Origin of the sequence: Pseudomonas frederiksbergensis (assembly GCF_000802155.2) — a bacterium.
Taxonomy (GTDB): Bacteria; Pseudomonadota; Gammaproteobacteria; order Pseudomonadales; family Pseudomonadaceae; genus Aquipseudomonas; species Aquipseudomonas frederiksbergensis_A.
In genome coordinates, this window is record NZ_JQGJ02000001.1 from 549,375 (window position 1) to 572,111 (window position 22,737).

Annotated in this window: 20 protein-coding genes and 1 pseudogene; 9 read left to right on the plus strand and 12 right to left on the minus strand. The window is 62.5% G+C overall.

Annotated elements, in window-relative coordinates; all coding sequences use genetic code 11:
* Nucleotides 1-63: 63 nt before the first annotated feature.
* From JZ00_RS02440 to JZ00_RS02455, 4 genes are all read right to left on the minus strand, one after another.
* Entirely contained in the window at nucleotides 64-702 is a 639-nt protein-coding gene (locus JZ00_RS02440) for an antibiotic biosynthesis monooxygenase (RefSeq protein ID WP_039592858.1), read from the minus strand.
* Complete coding sequence (locus JZ00_RS02445; protein ID WP_039592857.1) at nucleotides 695-1,108, minus strand: DoxX family protein; 414 nt, start codon at nucleotides 1,106-1,108, stop codon at nucleotides 695-697. Before JZ00_RS02445 ends, JZ00_RS02440 begins: the two co-directional genes overlap by 8 nt.
* Nucleotides 1,105-2,052 carry a LysR family transcriptional regulator gene (locus JZ00_RS02450; protein WP_039592856.1) on the minus strand — a complete coding sequence of 316 codons (948 nt, stop codon included), beginning with the start codon at nucleotides 2,050-2,052 and terminating at the stop codon, nucleotides 1,105-1,107. Before JZ00_RS02450 ends, JZ00_RS02445 begins: the two co-directional genes overlap by 4 nt.
* Before the next feature lie 64 nt (nucleotides 2,053-2,116).
* The gene (locus JZ00_RS02455; protein ID WP_039592855.1) at nucleotides 2,117-2,938 is read right to left on the minus strand and encodes an alpha/beta fold hydrolase; all 822 of its coding nucleotides are present in this window, start codon (nucleotides 2,936-2,938) and stop codon (nucleotides 2,117-2,119) included.
* A gap of 244 nt (nucleotides 2,939-3,182) precedes the next feature.
* Between JZ00_RS02455 and JZ00_RS02460 the strand changes: the two genes are divergently transcribed.
* Nucleotides 3,183-5,993 carry an ATP-binding protein gene (locus JZ00_RS02460; protein ID WP_039592854.1) on the plus strand — a complete coding sequence of 937 codons (2,811 nt, stop codon included), beginning with the start codon at nucleotides 3,183-3,185 and terminating at the stop codon, nucleotides 5,991-5,993.
* Here the strand turns inward: JZ00_RS02460 and JZ00_RS02465 are convergent.
* Both JZ00_RS02465 and JZ00_RS02470 read right to left on the minus strand, forming a co-directional pair.
* Nucleotides 5,940-7,430 (minus strand): ATP-binding protein, encoded by a 1,491-nt coding sequence (locus tag JZ00_RS02465; RefSeq protein ID WP_039592853.1) that lies wholly within the window; start codon nucleotides 7,428-7,430, stop codon nucleotides 5,940-5,942. The genes JZ00_RS02460 and JZ00_RS02465 overlap by 54 nt on opposite strands.
* 183 nt (nucleotides 7,431-7,613) lie before the next feature.
* Nucleotides 7,614-8,564: a GlxA family transcriptional regulator gene (locus JZ00_RS02470; protein WP_039592852.1), complete on the minus strand. Its 951-nt coding sequence runs from the start codon at nucleotides 8,562-8,564 to the stop codon at nucleotides 7,614-7,616.
* Nucleotides 8,565-8,800: 236 nt separating this feature from the next.
* Between JZ00_RS02470 and JZ00_RS02475 the strand changes: the two genes are divergently transcribed.
* Nucleotides 8,801-9,523 (plus strand): pirin family protein, encoded by a 723-nt coding sequence (locus JZ00_RS02475; protein ID WP_039592851.1) that lies wholly within the window; start codon nucleotides 8,801-8,803, stop codon nucleotides 9,521-9,523.
* A gap of 61 nt (nucleotides 9,524-9,584) precedes the next feature.
* Here the strand turns inward: JZ00_RS02475 and JZ00_RS02480 are convergent, their stop codons facing one another.
* Entirely contained in the window at nucleotides 9,585-10,460 is an 876-nt protein-coding gene (locus tag JZ00_RS02480) for a LysR family transcriptional regulator (RefSeq protein ID WP_039592850.1), read from the minus strand.
* A 111-nt stretch (nucleotides 10,461-10,571) separates the two neighbouring features.
* Between JZ00_RS02480 and JZ00_RS02485 the strand changes: the two genes are divergently transcribed.
* Nucleotides 10,572-11,783: a YbfB/YjiJ family MFS transporter gene (locus tag JZ00_RS02485; RefSeq protein WP_039592849.1), complete on the plus strand. Its 1,212-nt coding sequence runs from the start codon at nucleotides 10,572-10,574 to the stop codon at nucleotides 11,781-11,783.
* A gap of 3 nt (nucleotides 11,784-11,786) precedes the next feature.
* Here JZ00_RS02485 and JZ00_RS02490 read toward each other — a convergent pair whose 3' ends face one another.
* The gene (locus JZ00_RS02490) at nucleotides 11,787-12,818 is read right to left on the minus strand and encodes a GlxA family transcriptional regulator (protein ID WP_039592848.1); all 1,032 of its coding nucleotides are present in this window, start codon (nucleotides 12,816-12,818) and stop codon (nucleotides 11,787-11,789) included.
* 268 nt (nucleotides 12,819-13,086) lie between these two features.
* Between JZ00_RS02490 and JZ00_RS31860 the strand changes: the two are divergent.
* Both JZ00_RS31860 and JZ00_RS31865 read left to right on the plus strand, forming a co-directional pair.
* Nucleotides 13,087-14,169, plus strand: a pseudogene (locus JZ00_RS31860) (HAMP domain-containing protein); the annotation flags it as partial.
* 93 nt (nucleotides 14,170-14,262) lie between these two features.
* Nucleotides 14,263-15,030, plus strand: coding sequence for a methyl-accepting chemotaxis protein (locus tag JZ00_RS31865; protein ID WP_412177657.1), 768 nt, complete (start codon nucleotides 14,263-14,265; stop codon nucleotides 15,028-15,030).
* Nucleotides 15,031-15,259: 229 nt separating this feature from the next.
* Here JZ00_RS31865 and JZ00_RS02500 read toward each other — a convergent pair whose 3' ends face one another.
* Complete coding sequence (locus tag JZ00_RS02500) at nucleotides 15,260-16,159, minus strand: glycine betaine ABC transporter substrate-binding protein (RefSeq protein WP_039592846.1); 900 nt, start codon at nucleotides 16,157-16,159, stop codon at nucleotides 15,260-15,262.
* Nucleotides 16,160-16,597: 438 nt separating this feature from the next.
* Between JZ00_RS02500 and JZ00_RS02505 the strand changes: the two genes are divergently transcribed.
* On the plus strand, nucleotides 16,598-18,634 hold the full coding sequence (locus tag JZ00_RS02505; RefSeq protein WP_039592845.1) for an NADH:flavin oxidoreductase: 2,037 nt from the start codon (nucleotides 16,598-16,600) through the stop codon (nucleotides 18,632-18,634).
* Between the two features lie 99 nt (nucleotides 18,635-18,733).
* Here the strand turns inward: JZ00_RS02505 and JZ00_RS02510 are convergent, their stop codons facing one another.
* The gene (locus tag JZ00_RS02510) at nucleotides 18,734-19,519 is read right to left on the minus strand and encodes a pyrroline-5-carboxylate reductase family protein (protein ID WP_039592844.1); all 786 of its coding nucleotides are present in this window, start codon (nucleotides 19,517-19,519) and stop codon (nucleotides 18,734-18,736) included.
* Nucleotides 19,516-20,217: a TetR/AcrR family transcriptional regulator gene (locus JZ00_RS02515; protein ID WP_039592843.1), complete on the minus strand. Its 702-nt coding sequence runs from the start codon at nucleotides 20,215-20,217 to the stop codon at nucleotides 19,516-19,518. The genes JZ00_RS02510 and JZ00_RS02515 overlap by 4 nt, the downstream gene beginning before the upstream one ends.
* 403 nt (nucleotides 20,218-20,620) lie before the next feature.
* Between JZ00_RS02515 and JZ00_RS02520 the strand changes: the two genes are divergently transcribed.
* Together JZ00_RS02520 and JZ00_RS32150 are read left to right on the plus strand one after the other, a co-directional pair.
* Nucleotides 20,621-20,884 carry a hypothetical protein gene (locus tag JZ00_RS02520; RefSeq protein WP_039592842.1) on the plus strand — a complete coding sequence of 88 codons (264 nt, stop codon included), beginning with the start codon at nucleotides 20,621-20,623 and terminating at the stop codon, nucleotides 20,882-20,884.
* 104 nt (nucleotides 20,885-20,988) lie between these two features.
* A complete protein-coding gene (locus JZ00_RS32150; RefSeq protein ID WP_442087941.1) occupies nucleotides 20,989-21,075 on the plus strand; it encodes a small membrane protein YohP in 87 nt (28 codons plus the stop codon).
* A 37-nt stretch (nucleotides 21,076-21,112) separates the two neighbouring features.
* Here the strand turns inward: JZ00_RS32150 and JZ00_RS02525 are convergent, their stop codons facing one another.
* Nucleotides 21,113-21,682, minus strand: a complete 570-nt coding sequence (locus JZ00_RS02525; RefSeq protein ID WP_039592841.1) for a TetR/AcrR family transcriptional regulator — start codon at nucleotides 21,680-21,682, stop codon at nucleotides 21,113-21,115.
* Between the two features lie 184 nt (nucleotides 21,683-21,866).
* Here JZ00_RS02525 and JZ00_RS02530 point away from each other — a divergent pair, with 184 nt between their 5' ends.
* The gene (locus JZ00_RS02530) at nucleotides 21,867-22,649 is read left to right on the plus strand and encodes an SDR family NAD(P)-dependent oxidoreductase (RefSeq protein WP_039592840.1); all 783 of its coding nucleotides are present in this window, start codon (nucleotides 21,867-21,869) and stop codon (nucleotides 22,647-22,649) included.
* Nucleotides 22,650-22,737 lie beyond the last annotated feature (88 nt).

Sequence of the window (22,737 nt, forward strand, 5' to 3'; positions counted from 1 at the left end):
GCAGCGCTGAGCAAGGATCCGGCGGCGAGTAATTGGCGGCGCAGTGGATCGGTTGGGTCGTCGTTATTGGCCATGACCGGGCTCCAGGTGTTCGTGGGCTTCGGAGGATTCCAACCAGGGCGCGAACAGCCGGGTCGCCAACGGCATGCACACGTACACCACCGAGAGCACGATGGTCACGGTGATGAGGAAAGTGGCGACCACGTAGTTGGACAAAAATGCGTTGAGCTGCAGCAGCGGGCCCCAGAGCAATGGCACCAGCAAGGTATGCGGCAGGATGACCAGCAGCGTCACCACCGATTGCTTCCAGCGCGGCGGTGGCGTGGCGGCATCGGCCAGCGGCGCGAACCAGAACTCCTTGTGGGGAGCGACTTCGGTCTGGTCGCCATCAGCGAGCAGCGGCGCGGCCTCCTCCACCAGCTCACGACGCTCCGGCGAATCCAACCAACGCTGCATCGCCTCGGTGGAGCAGAAACGCAACACACACGTGAACAGCGACAACCCGCCCTGCTTGCCCCGGACTACATCCACGCCCAGGTGCCCCGGCCACTGGCCGGCGACGCTGACGATGCGCCGCAACCAGGCTTCATAGGCACCGTCCTGGCCAGCCTTGACCCGGTGCTTGACCACCAGGGTGACGATTTCATCGAAGCCGGGCATTGCCGGGCTCACGGTTGATTCGAGGGTTTGGGACTCAGGCATGACGCAGTACTCCAGCAAAGCGCGCGTTCATCGCCAGGCGTCCAGGGCCGGCAATGAACACGCTGGTAAAGACGATCAACAGCAACCAGCCGAACTGGCCTTCTTCCAGGCTCCACTGCGGATGCACGACCAACAGCGCCACGGCCAGCAGGAACAGGATGGGCAAGCACGCCAGGCGCACCAGCACGCCGGCCATGATCAGCAGCGGACACACCACCTCGGCGAAAATCGCCAGGATCAGCGTGGGCGCCGCACCGAGGTGGAACGGGTCTTCGATGCGGGTCAACTCGGCGCTGTAGTTCAACAGCTTGGGCAAGCCATGCACCCAGAGCAGGAACAAGGCGCCGCTCAGGCGCAGGAACAGCAGGCCAAGGTCCTGCAGGCGGCTTTCATCAGTGGTACTCATCGGTGAGCTCCGGCCGCGTCCGCCGAAGCGGCCGTCGGCAGCGGTTGGGACATGTGGGTGGCAATGCGCGAGCGCAGCCAGCGCTCGGCAGGGTCGTTGTCGTGCACGCCACTCCAGACCATCGACAACTCGGCGGCATTGATCTCGAACGGCGGGTCTTCGGCGCGCAACGCGCAGCCCTCCACCAACGCACAGGCGGCGTAGTCGGGTACGGTGGCGATCAGTTCGGTGCCGGCCAGCAAGGCCCGCAGGCCGCTGAATTGCGGCACTGCCAGCACGACCTTGCGCGCCCGGCCGATGCGGGCCAGGTCCAGGTCGATGTTGCCGCTCAGGTCGCCCGAGAACGAGACCATGGCGTGGGGCCGCGAACAGTACTCGTCGAGGGTCAGTGGCCCCGGGCGTTTGTCGCCGCGCAAGACCTTGCAGGGAATGTCCCGCAGTTTCTTGCGCTTGGCATTGGCCGGAAGGTCGGTGGTGTAGCTGACGCCGACGCTGATTTCGCCGCTGGCCAGCAGCGACGACATCAACAGGAAATTGGCCCGGCGCACCACGACAATGATGCCGGGTGCTTCTTCACGCAGTTGGCTCAGCAAGGGTGGGAACAGGCCGAACTCGGCATCGTCGGACAGGCCGACTCGGAACACGTCGCAACTGGTGGACGGGTCGAACGCCTTGGCCCGGCTGACGGCGCTGGAAATCGTGTCCATGGCCGGCTGCAATTCCTGCAGGATCGCCAGCGCCCGAGGCGTCGGTTCCATGCCCCGGCCGTGACGGATCAGCAGTGGATCATCGAAAAGATCCCGTAGCCGCCCGAGCGCCGCGCTCACCGCCGGCTGGCCCATGAACAGCTTTTCAGCGACGCGGGTCAGGTTCTTCTCGAACATCAGCGCCTCGAAGATCACCAGCAGGTTCATGTCGAGACGGCGTAGATCGTTGCGGTTCATGGGTATGAGGTCCTGTTTTGACTGTGGGAGCGAGCGGGCTTGCTCCCACAGGTTCATGGCCTTATCAGCCCTTGATGAATGCCAGCAGGTCCGCGTTGAGCTGGTCCTTGTGGGTATCGGTCAGGCCATGAGGCGCGCCCGGGTAGATCAGCAACTGCGAATTTTTCAGCAACTTGGCGGCGGCAATGCCGGCGGTTTCGATCGGCACCACCTGGTCGTCATCGCCATGGACCACCAGGGTCGGCACGTCGATGTTGCGCAGGTCTTCGGAGAGATCGGTCTCCGAGAACGCCTTGATGCAGTCGTAGGTGTTCTTGTGGCCGGCGAGCATGCCTTGCATCCAGAACCAATCGATCATGCCTTGGGAGACTTTGGCGCCCGGACGGTTGGCGCCGAAAAAGGCGCTGGCCACATCCTTGTATAGCTGAGAACGGTCAGCCAGGGAGGCCTGGCGGAAGCCGTCGAAGACTTCGACGGGCAAGCCGCCGGGGTTGGCCGGGGTCCTGAGCATCAGCGGCGTGACCGCCGAGATCAGGCCGAGCTTGGCGACGCGGGCGGCGCCATGCCGACCGATGTAGCGTGCCACTTCGCCGCCGCCGGTGGAGAAACCGAGCAACACCGCGTCCTTCAGGTCCAGGCGCTCGATCAGCTCCGCCAGGTCGTCGGCGTAGGTGTCCATGTCATTGCCATCCCACGGCTGGCTGGAACGTCCATGGCCGCGACGGTCGTGGGCGATCACCCGGTAGCCGTTGGAAGCGAGGAACATCATCTGGGCCTCCCAACTGTCTGAATTCAATGGCCAGCCGTGGCTGAAGACAATCGGTTGGCCAGTGCCCCAATCCTTGTAGTAGATCTCTGTGCCGTCGCGGGTGATGAACGTGCTCATGACATGACTCCTTGAGGTGGGTGGATCGCTTTATGGTCCGGCCAGGGGCGGTTTGTGCGTGAGTTAAACGTTGTTAATTTTTTCGGGACTGACGTGCTTTGGTGGCGAAGGAGCTTGCTCTCTCGCCACGGGTTTGGCGTTGATCAGGAGGTTGGCAACCCCAACCACCGTTGCGCTTGTCACAAAACCTGACGAATATGCTCAGGTACAGCCCCTCTCCAGGGAACAGAACAATGAGCGCGCCATGAGTCAGTACCTCCGCCTGCCCGTCGAAAAGACGCTGCATTTCGGCCCTTACCGGGTTCATCCCCGCCAGCGCCTGGTGCTGGAAGGGGGGCAGCCGTTGCGCCTGGGTCGGCGGGCGGTGGAGATTCTGCTGGTGCTGCTCGAACACGCAGGGCAAGTGGTCAGCAAGCAGCAATTGATCGCCCGCGTCTGGCCCAAGAGCGTGGTGGAAGACACCAACCTGCGGGTCCATGTGGCCGCGCTGCGCAAGGCGTTGGGTGACGGGCAGGCCGGCCAGCGCTACATCGTCACCGTGGCGCAACGCGGCTACAGTTTTGTCGCGCCGGTAACCTTCGAACCGCCGGAAGCGCTGGCTCGTATCCCCCACCCTGCCCTGGCGCGCAACTTGCCGCCGCGTCGCACGCGGGTAATCGGGCGCCAGGGCCTGGTGGAAAGCCTGGTCGCCCAGCTGCCGCGAAAACGCTTCATTACCCTGGTCGGCAGTGGCGGGATCGGCAAGACCACCGTCGCCCTCCAGGTCGCCGAGCGGCTGATTGGGCATTACCGCGACGGCACCTATCTGCTGGACCTCGGCTCGCTCAACGACCCGACCATGATCGCGCCGAACCTCTGCGCCCTGCTGGAGCTGTCGTCACAAGACGGCGAGCCCCTGGAAGCCATCGTGCGGCCGCTCAAGGAACGGCAGTTGCTGCTGGTCATCGACACTTGCGAGCATCTGGTCGACGCCGTGGCCCAGCTCTGCGAGACGTTGCTGCGCGCCGCGCCGCACTTGCATATCCTCGCCACCAGCCGCGAAGGCCTGCGCGCCGAAGGCGAACATGTGCAGCGCCTCGACTCATTAGCGATCCCGCCCCGGGGCATGATCATCGAAGGTTATCCGGCCCTGGAATATCCAGCGCTGCAACTGTTCGCAGAGCGGGCGATGGCCAGCCAGGACGACTTCGAACTGACCGATCACGAGGTGCCGCTGATCGTCGATATCTGCCAGCGCCTGGATGGGATTCCCCTGGCCATCGAACTGGCCGCCGCCCAGGTCGGACGCTTTGGGCTGCAAGCGCTGTGCCGGCAACTGCGAGACAGCGTCGCCTTGCTCGATCACGACAAGCGCAACAGCGCACCGCGACAACAAACTCTTCGCGCCACGCTGGACTGGAGCTTCGCGCTGCTCACGGCTTGCGAGCAGACCTGCCTGCGGCGGCTGGCGGTGTTCATGGGCAGTTTCAACCTGGCCTCGGCCGCGGCGGTCATCGTCGGCCAGCATGTCGCGCCCGACCAGGTGCTGGTATCGGTCAGCCAGTTGGTCGCCAAGTCGCTGCTCAATGTTGAGATCGGTGACGATGAGGTCCGCTATTGCCTGCTGGACACCACGCGCAGCTACGCCTTGGAAAAACTGCTGGAGGCAGGCGAACTCGCCGTGAGCCAGGCGCGACACGCCGAGCGTTGCCTGACGCTGATGGAACAGGCTGAGAAAGACTGGGAGAGCACCCCGACGCGGTTGTGGATCGCACGCTACGCGACCTACCGTGACGACATTCGCGCAGCGCTGGACCGCGGGCTTGGCCCGCACGGTTCACACGCCGTGGCGATCCGCTTGACCGCCCGCACCCTGCCCCTCTGGCAGGAACTGTCACTGCTCAAGGAGCACGGTCTCTACGTCAGCAAGGCCCGCGAACTGCTGCACGGCAGCGCCTCGCCGTGCCCGAGGCTGACGCTGGCCCTGGAACTGGCCCACGCCAGCCTCAACTACCACACCGAGGGCGGTACGCCGGCCACGGTCGAGGCGTTCGTCACGGCCCGGCGCCTGGCCCGGCAGTGCCAGGACCTGGCGGGTGAACTGCGCGCCTTGTCGGGCCACCTGACCGTCAACCTCAGTTGTGGCCGCTACCAGCAGGCGCTGGAACAATGCCAAGACTTCGACCGCCTGGGACCGCAGGGTGACCCGGTGCTGTCCTTGAGTACCCAGCGCCTGCGGGTGCTGGCGTTGCATTTCACCGGCGACCAGGATGCCGCGCGACGCGATGCCGAACAAGTCATCCAGCGCCTGGCCCAGAACGGCCACCTGAGCCGGTTCACCCATGGTTTTGGCGTGCAGTACGAACAGAGCGTTGCGGCATTGACGATCCTGGCGCGTATTCTCTGGCTGCAGGGGTTCGCCGAAAAAGCCCGGCGCACCGCCAATCTCGCGCTGCAGATTGCCCTGCAGATCAACCACGGCCTTTCAATCTGCTACACCCTGGCGATTACCGGTTGCGTGCTCGCCCAGTACACCGGCGAGCATTCAATCGCCCGGGAACGGCTCGATATGCTGAAACACCAGGCCCGCAAACATTCGGTCATGCTGTTCCATGACTGGGCCTGCCACTACGAGCGCGCATTCGACGGCGCGCCGCTGGAGACCTGTCCGGCCACGGGCGGCTTGGTCCAGGACATGGTCGTGACACTGCGCACGGATGCCGCCGGCCCCGAGCAGATCAAACGCGCCCACAGCGGCGCCGCAGGCTGGTGCTCCGCCGAGATCCTGCGGGCCAGCGCCGAAACGTTGTTGGCGCAGGATGCCCCGTCCGCAGAGAGCCGTGCCGAAACGCAACTGCACGCCGCCCTCGCCGTCGCCCGGCAGCAAGGCGCGCTGGCGTGGGAACTGCGCAGCGCTGTTTCCCTGGCGCGGCTGTGGCAGCGCCGTGGCCAGGATCAGGCCGCCGCGGATGTACTCGGCCCCGTCTATCGACGCTTCAGTGAAGGCTTCGACACGCCGGACCTAAAGCAAGCCGCCGCGCTGCTCCAAGCGCTGGCTCGGCGCCTCGGGTCTTGACCGACGCGGTTGCCAGGCTTGTTGCAGTGCGTAACGCCGATGGAAAAGCTGGGACTGTCCACTGCAACGCAACTTTTCCAGGGCATAGGTGCGGGTGGTGTGCAGCAGATAAAAACGCGTTCCCTCGGCACGCTGCTCGACCATCACCAATGACTGATTGACCAGCCGCGACACCAACCAGGGCAATCGATCCGCCGCCAGCTCCGGGCAACTGACCACGGCCATCGCGGCCCTGAGGCTGAAGCGTTTTTCGAACACCGCCAGGCGTTGGAACACCGTTCGCTCATCCTGGCTCAAGCGGTCGAAGCTCCAGTCAAGGGCGGCCTCCAGGCTTCGGTGGCGGGCCACGGCGGTACGACGCCCGTGGCTCAGCAGCGAAAGACCGTAGTCCAACTGTTCCAGGACCCCGGCCACGCCCAGCACATCGACCTGGGCCGCCGCCAGTTCCAGCGCCAACGGCAATCCGTCGAGGCGTTGGCAGATTTGCACGAGCGCCGCCAGGTCCCGCTCAGTGGGTTTGAAGCCCTGCTGGCGAGCGCCGACCCGTTCGACCAGCAATTGCACCGCCGGGCACGCCAGCATCTGATGATCGGGCTGCTTGGCGGGCACTACCACCAGGCCAGGCAATTGCACGATATTTTCATCGGCCAGGTTCAGGATTTCCCGGCTGCTCACCAGCAGCGACACACCCGGCGCCGCCCTGCGCAACGTCACGGCCAACTCCCGGCAGGCATCGATCAGCTGTTCACAGCCATCGAGCACCAGCAACACCCGACGGGCTTGCAGTTGCAGGGCCAGGCATTCTTCCGCCAGGTCCAGGGCTTGGGCGATTCGCAGCGCAACCTGCGCCGGGTCGTCGACGCCAGCCAAGTCAATGAACCAGGCGCCGTCGGCAAAATGCTCCAGCAGCAGCTCCGCAACTCGCAATGCCACAGTGGTCTTGCCGATGCCACCGGGGCCGGTGATCGTGGTCAGGGATTGGCGTGGCACTTCTACCAACAACCGGCCCAGGATTTTGTCGCGACCGATCACCGGACTCAGCCGGGCGGGCAGATTGTGCCGCTCGGACGGCTCCGCGGCCGCTGGCTCGTCGCCGGGCCGCAAGGTCACGGGCACCGCAAAACAATAGCCTCGGCGGGGATGGTTGAGGATGTAGCGATTGCCTTCGCGCGTCTCGCCGAAGGCCCGCCGCAGCGCGGCAATGTGCACCCGTAGATTGATGTCTTCCACCACGCTGTCGGGCCACACATGGTCGATCAGCGTTTGCTTGCTGACAAAAGCACCCGCATGCGCGACCAGTACTTGCAGGATGTCCAGGGCGCGACCGCCCAATGCCAGGGGCTGACCGTCGCGAGTGACCAACCGCTGCTGTCGATGAAAGACGAACGGGCCGAAGCCTACCGTTGGCCCGGTGCAGGGTGTGACGAAACTGTTCATGAGCGATCCAGCGCCAGATGACCGGTCCAGGCATCGCGTTGCGAATCGCCGCACGCGTCAGCCCTGGCTCTTGCGCATCCTTTCCAGAGGGTTCGCGGTTATCTTGGCAGCCCTGCCCCGCAGAACAATGCTGGCACAGGACCCATCACGGACATCACGGTGCCCAGGACGGACATCCAAGGCTCAACTGAACTGCTGGCGGTACTGGACCGGTGTCAGGCCAAGCTTTTCACTGAACAGCTGGCGCATGTGGCGGACACTGCCGAAGCCGCTGCGAAACGCCACGGTCTTGAGGGGCAAGTCGGTGGATTCGAGCAACTGCCGCGCCCGATCGATGCGCGCCCCTTGGAGGAATTCCATGGGCGTCATTTTCACCTCTCGGACAAACAGCCGGGCAAAATGCCGGGCGCTCATGGCCACGACTGCCGCCATGCGTTCCACCGTGAATGGCTCCTCCAGATGCTCCATCACGTAGTGCTGCACCCGAGTGACCGCTGACTCCTGGGCCGCCACGGTCGCCACCAGCGGACTGAACTGCGCTTGTCCGCCCTGGCGCTTCATGAGCACCAGCAGCACCTTGGCGACATCCAGCGCAATCTTGCGGCCATGATCCTGTGCGACGATGGACAAGGCCATGTCGATGCCGGCGGTGACACCGCCAGAGGTGATCAGGCGTCGGTCCCGCAGAAAGATTTTGTCGGTCTCGATCAGTGCCTTGGGAAAGCGTTGGATCAAGCGCTCGGTGTAATGCCAATGCGTGGTCACGCGGTGTCCATCGAGCAACCCCGCCTCACCGAGCACAAACGCACCGGTACAGATGGAGCCGTAGCACGTGGCCCGTTGCGCCGAGGCCCGCAGCCAGGTGTGCAACGCTGGGTGCCGGTCGTTATAGGCCCCGGGGCCGCCCGGTACGAGCAACACGTCATAGGCAGCCCAGGCCTGGTCGATATGGATATCGGCGTGGACGTTCACACCATTGGAGGCGCGCAACGGGCCTCGCTCGGTGCCCAGGGTCAGCAGTTGATAATGCTGGTCGGGGACAAGAAAACGATTGGCGATGGAAAACACTTCCAGCGGCCCGGCCATGTCGAGCAGCAGGAAATCGGGGAACAGCACCATTGCTACGGTTTTCATGGGAAGACGCCAGATCGAGAAGAACATGCAGCAAATTGGAAAAACGCGAACCTTGTGGGGTTTGCAATCATCGGTCGGCATTATGACGAAGCGAAGCGTGCGGTGCGAAATTGTCCACTCAGAACGGACAGTATTTCCACATTCACCTGCTTATTGCACAAGTCGATTACCATTAACCTTCTTCTGAACCCGGCGAACGGCCATGGCCACCGCCCACTGAACCAGGAGAAATTATCATGCTGACCCTTCGTAAAGCGTCCGATCGCGGTATTGCCCGTCACGGCTGGCTGACGTCGTTCCACACCTTTTCGTTCGCCAGCTACCGCGACCTCAATCAACAAGGCTTTTCCGACCTGCTGGTGATCAACGACGACCGGGTCGCCGCCGCCAAGGGTTTCGGCCAGCACCCTCATCGGGACATGGAGATTTTCTCCTACGTGCTCGAGGGCGCGCTGGAGCACAAGGACACCTTGGGCACCGGTTCGGTCATCCGTCCCGGGGACGTGCAGCTGATGAGTGCCGGCAGTGGCGTGGCTCACAGTGAGTTCAATCACAGCGCCGACGAGCCCGTGCACTTCCTGCAGATCTGGATCGTGCCCAACGTCGTCGGCGCCACGCCGCGCTACCAGCAGGAACACTTCAGCCCCGAACAGAAACGTGGTCGCCTGCAACTGATCATCTCGCCGGACGGCGCCGAGGGCTCACTGCATGTTCGCCAGGACGCACGGGTCTACGCCGGGCTGTTCGATGGCGCCGAGAGCGCCACGCTGGCGTTGGCTGCCGATCGCTATGCCTATGTCCATGTCGCCCGAGGCAGCGTCGAGCTCAATGGCGTGCCGTTGCAGGAAGGCGATGGCGTGCGGGTGCGCCAGGAACAGGCGCTGACACTGAGCAACGGCCAGGATGCCGAAGTGCTGGTGTTTGACCTGCGGCCACAGGAGCTGCCGCAGATGCCATGAGGCCTGCATGCAGGACATCCTGTGGGAGCGAGCAAGCTCCCACAGGTTCTTTTATCCTGCATCATTGGTTTTCCTGGGAAAACGCCGCGACAATCTCATCGATCACCGCCCGCACCCGCGCCGTATGGCGCAAGTCCGCGTGCGTCACCAGCCAGACCTCGTAGGGCAGCGGCCGCGTGCGCTGCGGCCACAGGCGCACCAGTCCATCGCGCTCGCCCATGTACACCGGGATTTCCCCCACTCCGAGCCCTGCCGCAATCGACCGACGTACCAACAAGCTTGAGCTCAGGCCGGCAACGATCCGCCCACGACTGACCGGCTCGGCGACCAGGGTAAAGTCCTTTTGCGCCTGCAAATATGGCTGGTAGACCACCAGGTCATGGCCTTCGAACGCGCTGCCCGGCGTCGGCTCGCCATGGGCGTCGACATATTCGCGCGACGCGAACAACCCCACCGGCCAACGGGCGATCCGCCGGGCGATCAGGTCGGGATTGTCCGGCCGGGTGTTGCGCACGGCAACGTCCGCTTCGCGCTTGACCAGGCTGGTGATCTGCGTGGAAGCGTCCAGCTGCACGCGCACGTCGGGGTGGCGTTGGTGCAGACGGGCAATGGCGGGGATCAGGAAGTCGATCGCCAATGAATCGGTGGTGGCGACACGCACATTGCCCGCCAGCCGATCGTCGAGGCCTTGTATCCGACGCTCCAGCTCCAGGGCCGACTGCTCCATTTTCTCCACGGACTTGAGCGCGGCCTCGCCCATCGACGTCAGGGCGTAACCGTCGGGCGTGCGCAGGAACAGAGCCGCGCTCAAGGATTTCTCCAACGCGCCGATGCGCCGGCCCACAGTCGCCTGGTCCACCCCCAGCACACGCGCCGCACCCCGCAGGGTCGACTCCCGACAGACCGCCAGGAATACCCGTGCATCATCCCAATTCATCCATCCTCCTACCGATGCATAGTTGCATCACCGCGCCGCGTAATCGCTGCATAAACGCAACAACAATAGCCGATATGCTGGACGCCATGAACCTTCTATGGGATCGCTACCATGCGTACATCATCCGCGGCGCTCGATTCACCTCCATCCAGTATCTGGTTGCCGATATTCGCCGGCCTCTGCGCCAGCCTCGTCAGCATCGGCCTGGCGCGCTTCGCCTACACCCCTTTGATTCCACCGCTGATCGAAGCGCATTGGTTCAGCGCAGGCGACGTGGTCTACCTCGGGGCCGCCAACCTCGTCGGCTACCTGATCGGCGCCCTCCTCGGCCGGCCAATGGCCCGTTGGCTGTCCAATAAAAATGCATTGCGGCTGATGATGCTGGCCGTGACGGCTGCGTTTTTCGCCTGTGCCTTTCCTGTGTCGGTCACCTGGTATTTCGCCTGGCGGCTGCTGTCGGGCATCGCCGGCGGCGCGATCATGGTGCTGGTGGCCGCCACCGTGCTGCCCCATGTGCCCGTCGCACGCAGAGGCCTGGCCAGTGGTGCGATTTTCCTGGGCATCGGGCTGGGCATCGCCGGCTCCGGAACGATCGTGCCGCCGCTGTTGAGTCTCGGCCTGCAAGCCACATGGCTCGGGCTCGGCGTGCTGTCGCTGGTACTGACCGGGTTGAGCTGGTTCGGTTGGCCGCACGACGCTGCGCACGAGAACAGTGGCTCGAAACACGCCACACCGGACGAACCCACGCCCCGCGCCGTCTATCAGTTGTTTGCCCAATACGCCTTCATGGCGGCGGGGTTGGTCCCGGCGATGGTGTTCCTGGTGGACTATGTCGCCCGCGGCCTCAAGGCCGGCGCCCACGTCGGTGCACTGGTATGGGTGATGTATGGCCTGGGGGCGATTGTCGGGCCAGTGACTTATGGTTTTCTGGCGGACCACCTGGGCGCGCGCAAAAGCATACGACTGGTGTTGGCCGTCCAGGCCGTAGCCCTCGGCCTGCTGGCGACCTCCCAGAGTTTCCTGGCGCTGGCAGTGCTGGCCGTGGTGATCGGTTCGTTCCCGCCAGGCATCGTGCCGTTGGCCCTGGCCCGGGTGCATGAGCTGCTGCCGGACCACCATCGCCAGCAAGTCGCCTGGAGCCGCGCCACCGTTTCCTTCGCCACTTTCCAGGCGCTGGCCGGGTTTGGCTATTCGGCGCTGTTCAATGCCAGCGGTGGACACCACGCGTTGCTGTTCCTGGTTTCCGCTGGCGCGATTATCGTGGCCTTGCTGCTCGACTTCGCTGCGGGGCGAATCGCAAGGTCAGCAACGGTGGGCGGCTAAACCTCATTTGCGCCCGAACGTCGACCGGTAGCTGCCAGGCGGCACGCCGAAAAAGTCCCGGAAACGCCGCTGGAAATGCGGCGAGCTGACGAAGCCCGTGGCAACGGCGATTTCCGTGACCGAGCGGTTGGTCTGCTGGATGAGTTGGCGCGCGCGCGTCAGGCGCAGCTCCAGGTAATAACGCGTCGGGGTCGCGCCGAGGAACCGGCAGAACCGCCGTTCCAACTGACGCTTGGAAACCTTGACGCACTCCGCCAGCTCATCGATCGTCAACGGCTCCTCGACGTTCTGCCACATCAATTCCAGCGCCAGCTTGAGGCTTTCCGGCAGCGTCGGGTCCGTCTCGACAAAGATCGGCGGCAAGTCCGAGGCGTCGTCCCCTGACTCATCGCAGCGAAGGATCTCTTCGATGGCCCCCACCAGCGCCTCCCCGCCCGTGCGGCGGATCAACTGGAGCATCATGCGCAGCGAACTGTTGGCGCCCGCGCAACTGACCCGCTCACGGTCCACGACATAAGCGCGGCTGGAGACTTTCACGTGAGCAAACATCTCGGTCATCGTCGCCCGGCTTTCCGGGTGGACCGCGCATTCGTACCCGTCGAGCAGGTTCGCATCGGCCACGAAAAACACCCCATTCCACAAACCGCCCAATAGCGCACCCGACGTCGCGTTGGCGCGCAGCTTGCGTCGCAACAGCGGCGTGCCTTGCAGTTTCACCCGAAAGCCACCGGCGACAATCAACACGTCCAGGTTGTCCGGCAGTTGCGCCAGCTCGACATCGGTGGAAATGACAATGCCCAGGTCACTCGTCACCTGCCCGCCGGAAGCACCTACCGTCAACACGTCATAAAGCGGCGTGTCGTTCATCAGGTTGGCGGTGACCAGCGCGTCCACCGCACCGGTGAAGGACATCATCGAAAAATTGTCCATCAGTACAAACGCGACGCGGACCGGCGCCTGGCTGACCGAAGCAGTCCCTTGGGGCCGATAAGCCATGTTCTTGTTCTTGAGTACGCTTTCGAATGCGCTGGGCATGGGGCCTCGTGATGCGGAAAGGCGATCTGGACTGAAGCCGGGCAAAGAACCCGAACGATGCCATCTTCGCGATTAACCACCCAGGCGACATTCGCCTGGGCGACATCACTGTCAGCGATAACGACCTCCGACAAGTGGTGACCTCAAGGGAATACGACCTTGGTCGATAGCCTGAGGGTAGGCATGGGCGCTTTCCCTCCAGAGTTCGCAACGCTCGACGCTAATGTTTCCGCCGCTCCAACACCGATAAATACCTGCGGGAGAAGTCATGAATATCAAACAGAAGCTGACATGGGCGTTCGCGGCCATTGCCTGCGTGCCGGTGATCCTGGTGGCGGTGCTCGTGGTATTGAACCTGCGCGACGCGGCACAAGCCAACTTCCTGGACAGCAGCGGTCGCGAGATTCGCCAGATCGACAACGGCATGAAGCAGTTCTTCGACGGCATCATGCAGAACGTCGAATTCTTCGCCAAGGACCCAAGGATCGTCGCGGCCAAGGACCTGAAGAACTATTCCGGCGCCGACGCTGCACAAATCCCGCTGACCGAGAACAACAAACAACTCCTGGCGATTTTCGACCAGTTCGCCAAGAGCCATCCAACCACTGCCTACCTGTCCCTGGGCCTGGCGGACGGCGGCTACGCGAGTTGGCCGGATGATCCGAAGATCTCCAACTACGATCCGCGCGTGCGCCCTTGGTACAAGGCTGCCATCGCCGCGCCGGGCACCACGGTCAAGACCGACGCCTACTACTGGGCACCGGACGACGTGTCGCTGATCGGCATCGTGCACACCGTCGCCGATGCCAGCGGCAAGCTGGTCGGCGTCGTTGGCCTGGACGTGTCGCTCAAGCAACTGACCGAACTGGTCAAGAACATCAAGCTGGGCGACAGCGGCTACCTGATGCTGGTGGAGGGCAGCGGCAACGTGCTGGTTGACCCCGCCGATGCCAAGCACAACTTCAAGCCGCTGGCCGACCTCGGCCCCAATTACGCCGCGCTGGCCAAGAGCAGCGATGGCGCGACCCAGATCGAGATCGACGGCGTGCCGTACATGGCCAACATCGTCACCTCCAAAAGCCTGGGCTGGCGCTTCATCGGCCTGATCAAGCGCGACGAAGTGATGGCCGAAGCCGCGAGCCTGACCTGGCTGATCGCGGTGATCGCCGCCGCACTGGCCGTAGTCTTCGCCATCGTCGGTGCCAGTTTCGCCAGCGTCATCGTCCGACCGATCCGTGGCGTTGCCAACGGCCTGCAGGAAATCGCCGAAGGTGAAGGCGACCTCACCCGCAAACTGTCGGTGCAGGGCAAGGACGAAACGGCCACCCTGGCGGGTTGGTTCAACCAGTTCCTGGCCATGATCGCGCAACTGATGCAGCGCATCGGCAGCGCTTCTTCCGACCTGCAAACTGCCGCGGCCGATACCAGCAACGTGGCCCAGAACATGAACGATGCCGCCGGGCGCCAGCGCCAGGCCGTGGAGCTGGTGAGCACCGCGTTCAACGAAATGGTCGCCACCGCCAACGAGGTGGCCCGCTCCTGCAGCCAGGCCGCCGTCAGCGCGGACACCGGCTATCGCGATGTACATGACGGCCAGCACCACATCGGCGAAGCCACCGGCAGTGTGCTAAAGCTGAGTGAGGAATTGCAGCAGTCGACCCAGACCATGCAGGCGCTGGAGCAGGACAGCAAGAACATCAACACCATCCTCGACACCATCCGTTCGATCGCCGAACAGACCAACCTGCTGGCGCTCAATGCGGCCATCGAAGCGGCGCGCGCGGGCGATCAGGGCCGCGGCTTTGCCGTGGTGGCCGACGAGGTGCGCGCTCTGGCGCGGCGTACCGCCGATTCCACCGGCGAGATCGACAGTCTGCTCGGCAACCTCGCGCGGCGCACCCAGGAAGTCACGCAACAGATGCAGAACAGCCTGCAGGTGTCGCACACCAGCGTCGAGCGCATCCAGCAGGCTCGCGACAGCTTCGACAAGATCCGCACCTCGGTGGACTCGATTCGCGACCAGAACACCCAGATCGCCACCGCTGCGGAGCAACAGCACCAAGTGGCGGAAGACATCAACCGGCACATCGCGCAGATTCATTCCGATGCGCAGTTGGTCGAGGAGTTTGCCCATACGGCGCAGACCGGTTCAGGGCGGTTGACGGATATTTCCGGACAGCTCAAGGGATTGGTGGGGCGCTTCAAGTTCTAAACCGAGCTTACGTCCACTGAAGATCAAATGTGGGGAGCACAGCAAGGAACTCGCCTAGAAACGCCCCCGCCAATGCCAATGTCATCAAGGGGAACACCGCATACAGGGCTTGCACTTCCGCCAGCCCCAGACCTCGCACTGCGTAGACATGCGACAGAACCCGGCAGCAGTGCCCTTGGAGCTTGACCAAGGGCACCGGACTGCAACAGCTATCGGATATCAACGGCGATTACTGGGCTGGCGCCACGGAAGCCGTCTGGCTGCCAAACATCGCTTCGAATCGAGGCTTGTTCGCCGCGTAATACTCGGCAACCACCTTGTCCGCGGTACTTTCGCGGGCATCCGCCATCAACTTTTCAAGGTCCGCTTTCGGAATCTTGAAGTTGGCAAAGAAGCGAGCCACGTCTGGATGCTCGGCACTGAAGCCTTTGCGTGCGACGGCGTGGATCTGCTCGGCGCCACCGAAGATCTGCTTCGGATCATCCAGATAGCGCAACGGCCATTTGGCGAACATCCAGTGCGGGCTCCAGGCGTTGACCAACGACCATTTGTCGCGCTTGAGGTTGCGATCCAGTTCGCTCAGCATTCCGGACTCTGAAGACGCCACCATCTTGTAGCCATCGAGCTTGTATTCCTTGATGGCTTTCTCGGTCAGTTTGTACTGACCGTTACCTACTTCCGAGGTGAGGATCTTGCCGCCAAGTTTCTCCCGGACTTCGGGCTTGTTGAGGTCTTCGACACTGGCGATCTCGCTGGTTGGAATGGAGGTAGGCACCGCCATGCCGATTCGACCTTCATACAACACGCCGAGGTCTTCGAGCCTGTCCTTGTACTTGTCATAGAACGACTTGTGGGTGCTGGGCAGCCAGACCATCGGGATCAGATCGATATTGCCGTTAGCCAGGGCCTGGAACTGGATGCCGATATCGGCCAGCACCAGCTTGACCGGTTGCTTGAGGTGATCTTGCAACGCGGTGTTCGCCAGCTTTACCGCGATTTCCGTATCCGACCAGTTCACCCAGCCGATACGGATGGGCGTGGGTTCCTCGGCTTGAGCGATCAGACTGCTGCAGGCTAATGCGAGGCCTGCAAACCAGCCGATAAAAGTTTTACTGGGTAACGTCATCATGTGCATCTCCGCAGACTGTATTAGTAGTTATTGGCAGAACAGCAGAAGCATTCATTTCCCATCATGACCGCAGGCGGCCATCGGTAAGTTCTAGTTATGAAAATCACGGGGACTAACGTTTTCCTGCCCTCCTCCGCCCTTTGGCGTTTCCAACCGCAATGACCGGCGGCTTTCACCCGGACTTTTACATTCGGGTCGATGGCGCGCCTAACCGCACCGAGCATTTTCATTGTTCTTCGCATAGCCCCTTCCACGTGGATCGAGGCGGGATGGCGGGCCGCAGGGGCCGTATCACCCCCGTTTCGACTGGATGGTAATCCCGGTTTTTCCATCAAGCAAGAAAAATGTACACCAGTGTCCCACCCGTTGACACACATGAACATTCAACATACCATTATGTCAAAACCCAGCCTGATGTTCTGTTCCGGGAGCAACACCATGTCCAGCGATCCTCTGCTGCAGCCCTACAAAATCAAGCATCTGACGCTCAAGAATCGGATCATGACCACCTCCCACGAGCCCGCGTATCCGGTCGATGGCATGCCGAAGGATTTGTACCGTGCCTATCACGCCGAACGGGCGAAGGCCGGCGTGGCGCTGACCATGACGGCGGGTTCCGCTGCCGTTTCCCGGGACAGCCCGCCCGTGTTCAACAACGTGCTGGCGTACAAGGATGAAGTGGTCAAATGGATGAAGGACCTGACCGACGAGTGCCACGAACACGGCGCCGCCGTAATGATCCAACTCACCCACCTGGGCCGTCGCACGCGCTGGGACAAGGCTGACTGGCTGCCGGTCGTCTCGCCGTCCCATCGCCGCGAGGCGTCCCACCGGGCCTTCCCGAAGAAACTGGAAGACTGGGATATCGACCGGATCATCAAGGATTACGTGGACGCCGCCGAACGCATGAAGGCCGCCGGTCTTGATGGCTTGGAGCTGCAGGCCTACGGGCACCTCATGGATCAGTTCTGGTCGCCGCTGACCAACGATCTCGACGGGCCCTACGGTGGTTCGCTGGAAAACCGCATGCGCTTCACCTTCGATGTGCTGCGCGGTATCCGCCAGCGCTGCGGTGAGGACTTCCTGCTGGGGGTGCGCTACACCGGCGACGAAGACCTGCCGGGCGGCTTCGGCGCCAGCGATGGCCTGAGGATTTCCCACATGCTCAAGGACAGTGGGCTGGTGGATTTTCTCAACGTCGTACGCGGGCACATCGATACCGATGCCGGCCTCACCGACGTGATCCCGATCCAGGGCATGCGCAACTCGCCGCACCTGGATTTTGCCGGCGAGATTCGCTCAGCCACCGGTTTTCCGACCTTTCATGCGGCCAAGATCCCGGACGTCGCCACAGCACGACACGCCATCGCCTCGGGCAAGGTAGACATGATCGGCATGACCCGCGCGCACATGACCGACCCGCATATCGTGCGCAAGATCATTGAAAAACGTGAAGAAGAGATCCGCCCCTGCGTTGGCGCCAACTATTGCCTGGACCGCATCTATCAGGGCGGCGCCGCGTATTGCATCCACAACGCCGCCACCGGGCGCGAAACCACCATGCCCCACGAAATCCCCAAGGCGCCGGTCAAGCGCAACGTCGTGGTGATCGGCAGCGGCCCGGCGGGCCTGGAAGCGGCGCGGGTGGCCGGTGAGCGCGGCCATGATGTCACGGTGTTCGAAGTGGCCGACCAGCCAGGTGGGCAAATCCGCCTGACCGCGCAGAGCGAACGTCGACGCGAGATGATCAGCATCATCGATTGGCGCATGGCGCAATGCGAACGGCTGGGGGTGAAGTTTCGCTTCAATACCTGGGCCGAAGCCGAGACGGTCTTGGCCGAACAACCGGACGTGGTGGTCGTCGCCACGGGCGGCTTGCCCCATACCGAGGTGCTCAAGCAAGGCAATGAGCTGGTGGTGTCGACCTGGGACATCATTTCCGGCGACGTCAAGCCCGGCCAGAACGTGTTGATTTTTGACGACGCCGGCGACCACGCGGCGCTACAGGCGGCCGAGGTAATCGCCAACAGCGGCGCGAAACTGGAGATCGTCACGCCCGACCGATCGTTCGCGCCGGAGGTGATGGCCATGAACCTGGTGCCGTACATGCGCAGCCTGCAAGACCTGAACGTCACCTTCACCGTCACGTATCGGGTCGACTCCGTGGAAAAACGCGACGGGCAACTGGTTGCCAGCTTCGGCAGCGATTACGGCCAGGTGCACAAGCAGCGCGTGGTCGACCAGGTGGTGGTGAACCACGGCACCCTGCCCCTGGATGATCTGTACTTCGAGCTGCGCCCGCATTCGCGCAACAACGGCGCGGTCGAACAGCACAACCTGATCGCCGGGAAAACCCAGGACATCGTGACCAACCCGGACGGCCGCTTCCAACTGTTCCGGATTGGTGACGCGGTGTCGGCGCGTAATACCCATGCGGCAATCTACGACGCGTTGCGGCTGGTCAAGGACCTTTAAGAAGAGTTCGCTCGCGAAAGCGGTGGTTCAGCCACATGCATGTTGGATTGGCTTCCGACTTCGCGGGCAGGCTCCCACAAGTCCCTGTATATGCACGCGTCAGGCTTGGAGTCCTTTACGCGCCACGGCGGCGCCAGCTTGCAACGCCCTTCCCACCTGCGCCTCGAAATGCCCCTGGGTCATCGACTGCAAGGCGGCGGCCGTCACGCCGCGATAGGCGACCAGGGCATCGATCATCTGCCGGGCATCATGACTGGCGAGCAACTGGCTGCTGTTGACCACGACATTATGGGCGGCTAGCTGTGCAATCTCCGCAGGAATGCCGGCTGCCATCGCCTGATTCGCCAATGCCGTCATCAACAGAGCAGGAAAGGCCGGGCCGGTGCCCGAAAGCGCGGAGAGATAGTCGATGAAGTCTTCCTGCTGGACCTCGGCAGCGGTGCCCACGCATTCGAACAAGCGCTGGACGAGGCTCTTCGTCGCCGGCTCCACCGCGCCAGCGCAATACCAAGGCGTAAAGGATTGCCCGATTTCCACCGCCGCATTGGGCATCGCCCGCACGACGCTTGAAGCCGAGGACTGCGCGACAATAGCCTGCGCCGTGATGCCGGCCATCAATGATATGACCGTCTTGCCCATCGCGTTGAGGGTCAGGCCGGCGAATTGCTCGGGTCGTACCGCGATGATGACGATGTCGCTGCGGTCCACCAGTGCCTGGTTATCGGCGACCAGGCAAACGCCTTGCCGCGCCAATGGATGAGTCCCTGAGCGATTGGATACGACCAGGTTACTCGCCGGCAGCAGGTTCTTCGCCAGCACGGCCTTGGCAATCGCCCCGCCCAGCCAGCCCGTACCGCCGATGATGCCCAGCGTCGGCTCGGTCATTTTCCAGCGGTCTCTTCAAAGGTTTCCACCAGCGGCACAAAGACCCCAGGCTCTTTTTCGGCATAACCGAATTTGCCGTAGAAACGGTCCAGCTCGCGCTGCTTGGGCACCTTGCCGGTGAAAATGCTCACGTAATGCGGGATGCGCTGGAAACGCACGGTGATCAACTCGCTGGTGTTCATGGTGATGTAGCCGATCTGGGTCAGGTAGATCGTTCGCGCTCGTGCGTCGGCCCCTTGGCTGTCGTAGCCGAAGCGCTTGAACATGCTCGCCAGGGCGCCCATTCGCTGCTCGTCGACAACGGCGACTTCCTGGGCCACTTCAGCGGATTGGAGTGCCCAACTGCGCACCGCGAATTCGAACTGCGAGTCGAACAGTTGTGGGTTGAGCCAGCACTCGAAGACATTCAGGATCGCCTCGGAGATGCTCTCGGCGTAGCTTTCGCTTTGACGGATCAGGCCACCGGTGTTGGTCTCGCGCCAGCGCGACAGCAAAGCCGCCAGCAGCTGTTCGCGGTCCTCGAAAAACCAATAGAAACTGGTGCGTGACAACCCCAGGCGCTTGGCCAACGGCATGACCCGGACCGCATCGATGCCGGACTCCTTCAAAGCCTCGTAGGCCGCTTCCAGCCAGCCTTCGGGCGACCCCCGCCAACCTGCGTCCTGGGCCTTGCCACGCGCCTTCCCGACCTGGGGCATTTTGCATCCACCTTATTGAACATACGTAACGCGAATGTACTCGGATGCCCGTCGAATGTACACCGGAGTACATTTGATTGACTCGCCTCCCCTGGTCCCCAGGGACCGGCTCTGGTTTAGCCCGCTGGCCTTGGTGGGTTCGCCATCGCCGCGCCCATCCGCTTGACCTTCTTGGGCGTGCGCGATGTTCCCCATGAACCACGGCCGGTTTTATCCGGACCGTTACCAGAGCCTTTGGTGGCCTGAAATATGAATCCCGTTTTCTCGCAACGCTGCTTTATCCATGTTTGAGCAGAGCGCGTCGTCCCCATTTATCAATTGCCTTAAAAAACCGGGACCGGCGGCCGATACCTATGACAAGAGCCCATTAACTGGGTAAGCAGGATGACGGCGGGAACCGGTGATGACAGACATATATCTGCTGATAGCGAGCGGGACAGACCAGAGCGATGCGTATGTACTGGGTTGGTTCGATGACCGAAACAAAGCCCGGGAAGCGGCCGAACAGAAGGAATGGGAGGCTTATCGAGCCAGCCTGAAGGCGGAGCATCCCTGGTCGAGCCATAAACCACTGGCACCGGACAAGACCGATTACCGGCGCTACTGGATCAAGACCGTTTCGAAATTCGAACAGGTTTCCGTCCCGAGGTCTCTGGCCGTCCACTGAGCGGTCCGTGTCCATCAAACCGTCGACTCATTGCGAAAATTTAACGAACCGCGCGCGCTCGCCGGGGGTCTAGAAAACTAAGCCCATCCGATGAGAGCGTTCCTATGTTGAAATTTCTTGGTGGTACCGTTGGGATCATTTTCCTGATTGGCCTGATCGTGGTCATTGCCTTGTTCAAGTTCATTTTCTGATCCGGCCGGCGGTAGCGTATTGCGCTACCGTCGCGCTTTACACAGGTTCGGACGCAGGCAGGGACGCCAGGATCCGATCACGGCAGACCTGCAGTATCTCGTCCGCCAACGGAGCATCATCCGGACAGGCCCGCGACAGCATCACCGCACCGACTGCATGGGCGAACAGGTTGATCATCGCTGCCCGGTCCCCTTCGCCTGTCGGCCCCAGCTTTTGCTCAAGCGCAGCCAGCGTGCCCTCCACTCCGTTGGCAAACATGGTTTTCACCTCATCGGACTGACGCGCCGCGTCGCCGCACAAGGCGGCCATCGTGCAGCCATTGCCCCGCGCATCGCGGTGCTCGCGCGAGACATACATGGCGAAGAACCCAGCAACATCCAAGTTGCTGGCGCTGGTCAATGAACGCGAAAGACTGTCCGCCGCAGCTTCGGCCATCAGGTCGGCTTTCGAGCCGAAGTGCTTGTAGAAGCCACCATGGGTGAAGCCAGCGGCGGCCATCAGGTCGGCCACGCCGATGCCGTCAAAGCCACGTTCGCGAAACAGGACAGACGCCGTCTCGACGATATGTTCCCGGTTTGCCTGTGCCTGGGCCTTTGTCACTCTCATTTTTCGTCACCTCGTGCCGCTCGAATCATGCTTCGCATCATACATAGATGCCGACCATAATCAAATTCGTTGACAGCTTAGATTTCGGTCATCATCATAAATCGGACCCAATGCAATCCAGCTCCAGGTTACATCTTGAGCGCCGCAGCCAATCGCACCTCCTTACCCTGAAGAGACTGACACCATGACCACTCGCAAAACCGTACTCATCACTGGTGCTTCCACCGGCATCGGCGCCGTCTATGCCCAGCGCTTCGCCCAGCGCGGCCACGATCTGGTGCTGGTGGCTCGCGACAATGCGCGGCTGGAAGCGCTGGCGACCGAACTGCGCAACGAACACAACGTTATCGTCGATGTGCTTCAGGCGGACCTGACTCAAACCGCCGACCTGAACAAAGTCGAAGCGCGTCTGCGCGACGACGACAACATTGGTCTCTTGATCAACAACGCAGGCGCGGCCCAATCCGGCAGTTTCATCGAACAGACCACCGACAGCGTCGCGCTGCTGGTTTCGCTCAACACCACCGCGCTCGTCCGGCTCGCCAGCGCCATCGCCCCACGCCTGGCGAAGGCTGGCGACGGCGCGATCATCAACATCGGCTCGGTGGTCGGCCTGGCGCCGGAATTCGGTATGTCGGTCTATGGCGCGACCAAGGCCTTCGTGCTGTTCCTGTCCCAGGGGCTCAGCCTCGAACTCTCGCCTAAAGGCGTCTACGTCCAAGCCGTGCTGCCGGCAGCCACCCGGACCGAAATCTGGGAACGCGCGGGCATCGACATCAATACGCTGAGTGAAATCATGGAAGTTAGCGATCTCGTCGATGCCGCGCTGGTCGGATTCGATCGCCGCGAACCGGTGACCATTCCGCCGCTACAGGACGGTGCTCGCTGGGATGCGTTGCAAGCTGCGCGCCAAGGATTGCTGGGGCAAATCAAGCAATCGGCGGTGGCTGAGCGATACATGGGCTGACGGTTTTATCGAAAGCACTGCTCCGACGTTGAACGGTTGCGGCTGGCTGGAATGGCGTGGGCTTTATCACATCAACATCATTGACGTG

Coding starts and splice junctions, on each gene's coding strand:
- JZ00_RS02440 (WP_039592858.1), bottom strand. CDS start 702: ATGCCTGAGTCCCAAACCCTCGAATCAACCGTGAGCCCGGCAATGCCC.
- JZ00_RS02445 (WP_039592857.1), bottom strand. CDS start 1,108: ATGAGTACCACTGATGAAAGCCGCCTGCAGGACCTTGGCCTGCTGTTC.
- JZ00_RS02450 (WP_039592856.1), bottom strand. CDS start 2,052: ATGAACCGCAACGATCTACGCCGTCTCGACATGAACCTGCTGGTGATC.
- JZ00_RS02455 (WP_039592855.1), bottom strand. CDS start 2,938: ATGAGCACGTTCATCACCCGCGACGGCACAGAGATCTACTACAAGGAT.
- JZ00_RS02460 (WP_039592854.1), top strand. CDS start 3,183: ATGAGTCAGTACCTCCGCCTGCCCGTCGAAAAGACGCTGCATTTCGGC.
- JZ00_RS02465 (WP_039592853.1), bottom strand. CDS start 7,430: ATGAACAGTTTCGTCACACCCTGCACCGGGCCAACGGTAGGCTTCGGC.
- JZ00_RS02470 (WP_039592852.1), bottom strand. CDS start 8,564: ATGAAAACCGTAGCAATGGTGCTGTTCCCCGATTTCCTGCTGCTCGAC.
- JZ00_RS02475 (WP_039592851.1), top strand. CDS start 8,801: ATGCTGACCCTTCGTAAAGCGTCCGATCGCGGTATTGCCCGTCACGGC.
- JZ00_RS02480 (WP_039592850.1), bottom strand. CDS start 10,460: ATGAATTGGGATGATGCACGGGTATTCCTGGCGGTCTGTCGGGAGTCG.
- JZ00_RS02485 (WP_039592849.1), top strand. CDS start 10,572: ATGCGTACATCATCCGCGGCGCTCGATTCACCTCCATCCAGTATCTGG.
- JZ00_RS02490 (WP_039592848.1), bottom strand. CDS start 12,818: ATGCCCAGCGCATTCGAAAGCGTACTCAAGAACAAGAACATGGCTTAT.
- JZ00_RS31865 (WP_412177657.1), top strand. CDS start 14,263: ATGAACGATGCCGCCGGGCGCCAGCGCCAGGCCGTGGAGCTGGTGAGC.
- JZ00_RS02500 (WP_039592846.1), bottom strand. CDS start 16,159: ATGATGACGTTACCCAGTAAAACTTTTATCGGCTGGTTTGCAGGCCTC.
- JZ00_RS02505 (WP_039592845.1), top strand. CDS start 16,598: ATGTCCAGCGATCCTCTGCTGCAGCCCTACAAAATCAAGCATCTGACG.
- JZ00_RS02510 (WP_039592844.1), bottom strand. CDS start 19,519: ATGACCGAGCCGACGCTGGGCATCATCGGCGGTACGGGCTGGCTGGGC.
- JZ00_RS02515 (WP_039592843.1), bottom strand. CDS start 20,217: ATGCCCCAGGTCGGGAAGGCGCGTGGCAAGGCCCAGGACGCAGGTTGG.
- JZ00_RS02520 (WP_039592842.1), top strand. CDS start 20,621: ATGACAGACATATATCTGCTGATAGCGAGCGGGACAGACCAGAGCGAT.
- JZ00_RS32150 (WP_442087941.1), top strand. CDS start 20,989: ATGTTGAAATTTCTTGGTGGTACCGTTGGGATCATTTTCCTGATTGGC.
- JZ00_RS02525 (WP_039592841.1), bottom strand. CDS start 21,682: ATGAGAGTGACAAAGGCCCAGGCACAGGCAAACCGGGAACATATCGTC.
- JZ00_RS02530 (WP_039592840.1), top strand. CDS start 21,867: ATGACCACTCGCAAAACCGTACTCATCACTGGTGCTTCCACCGGCATC.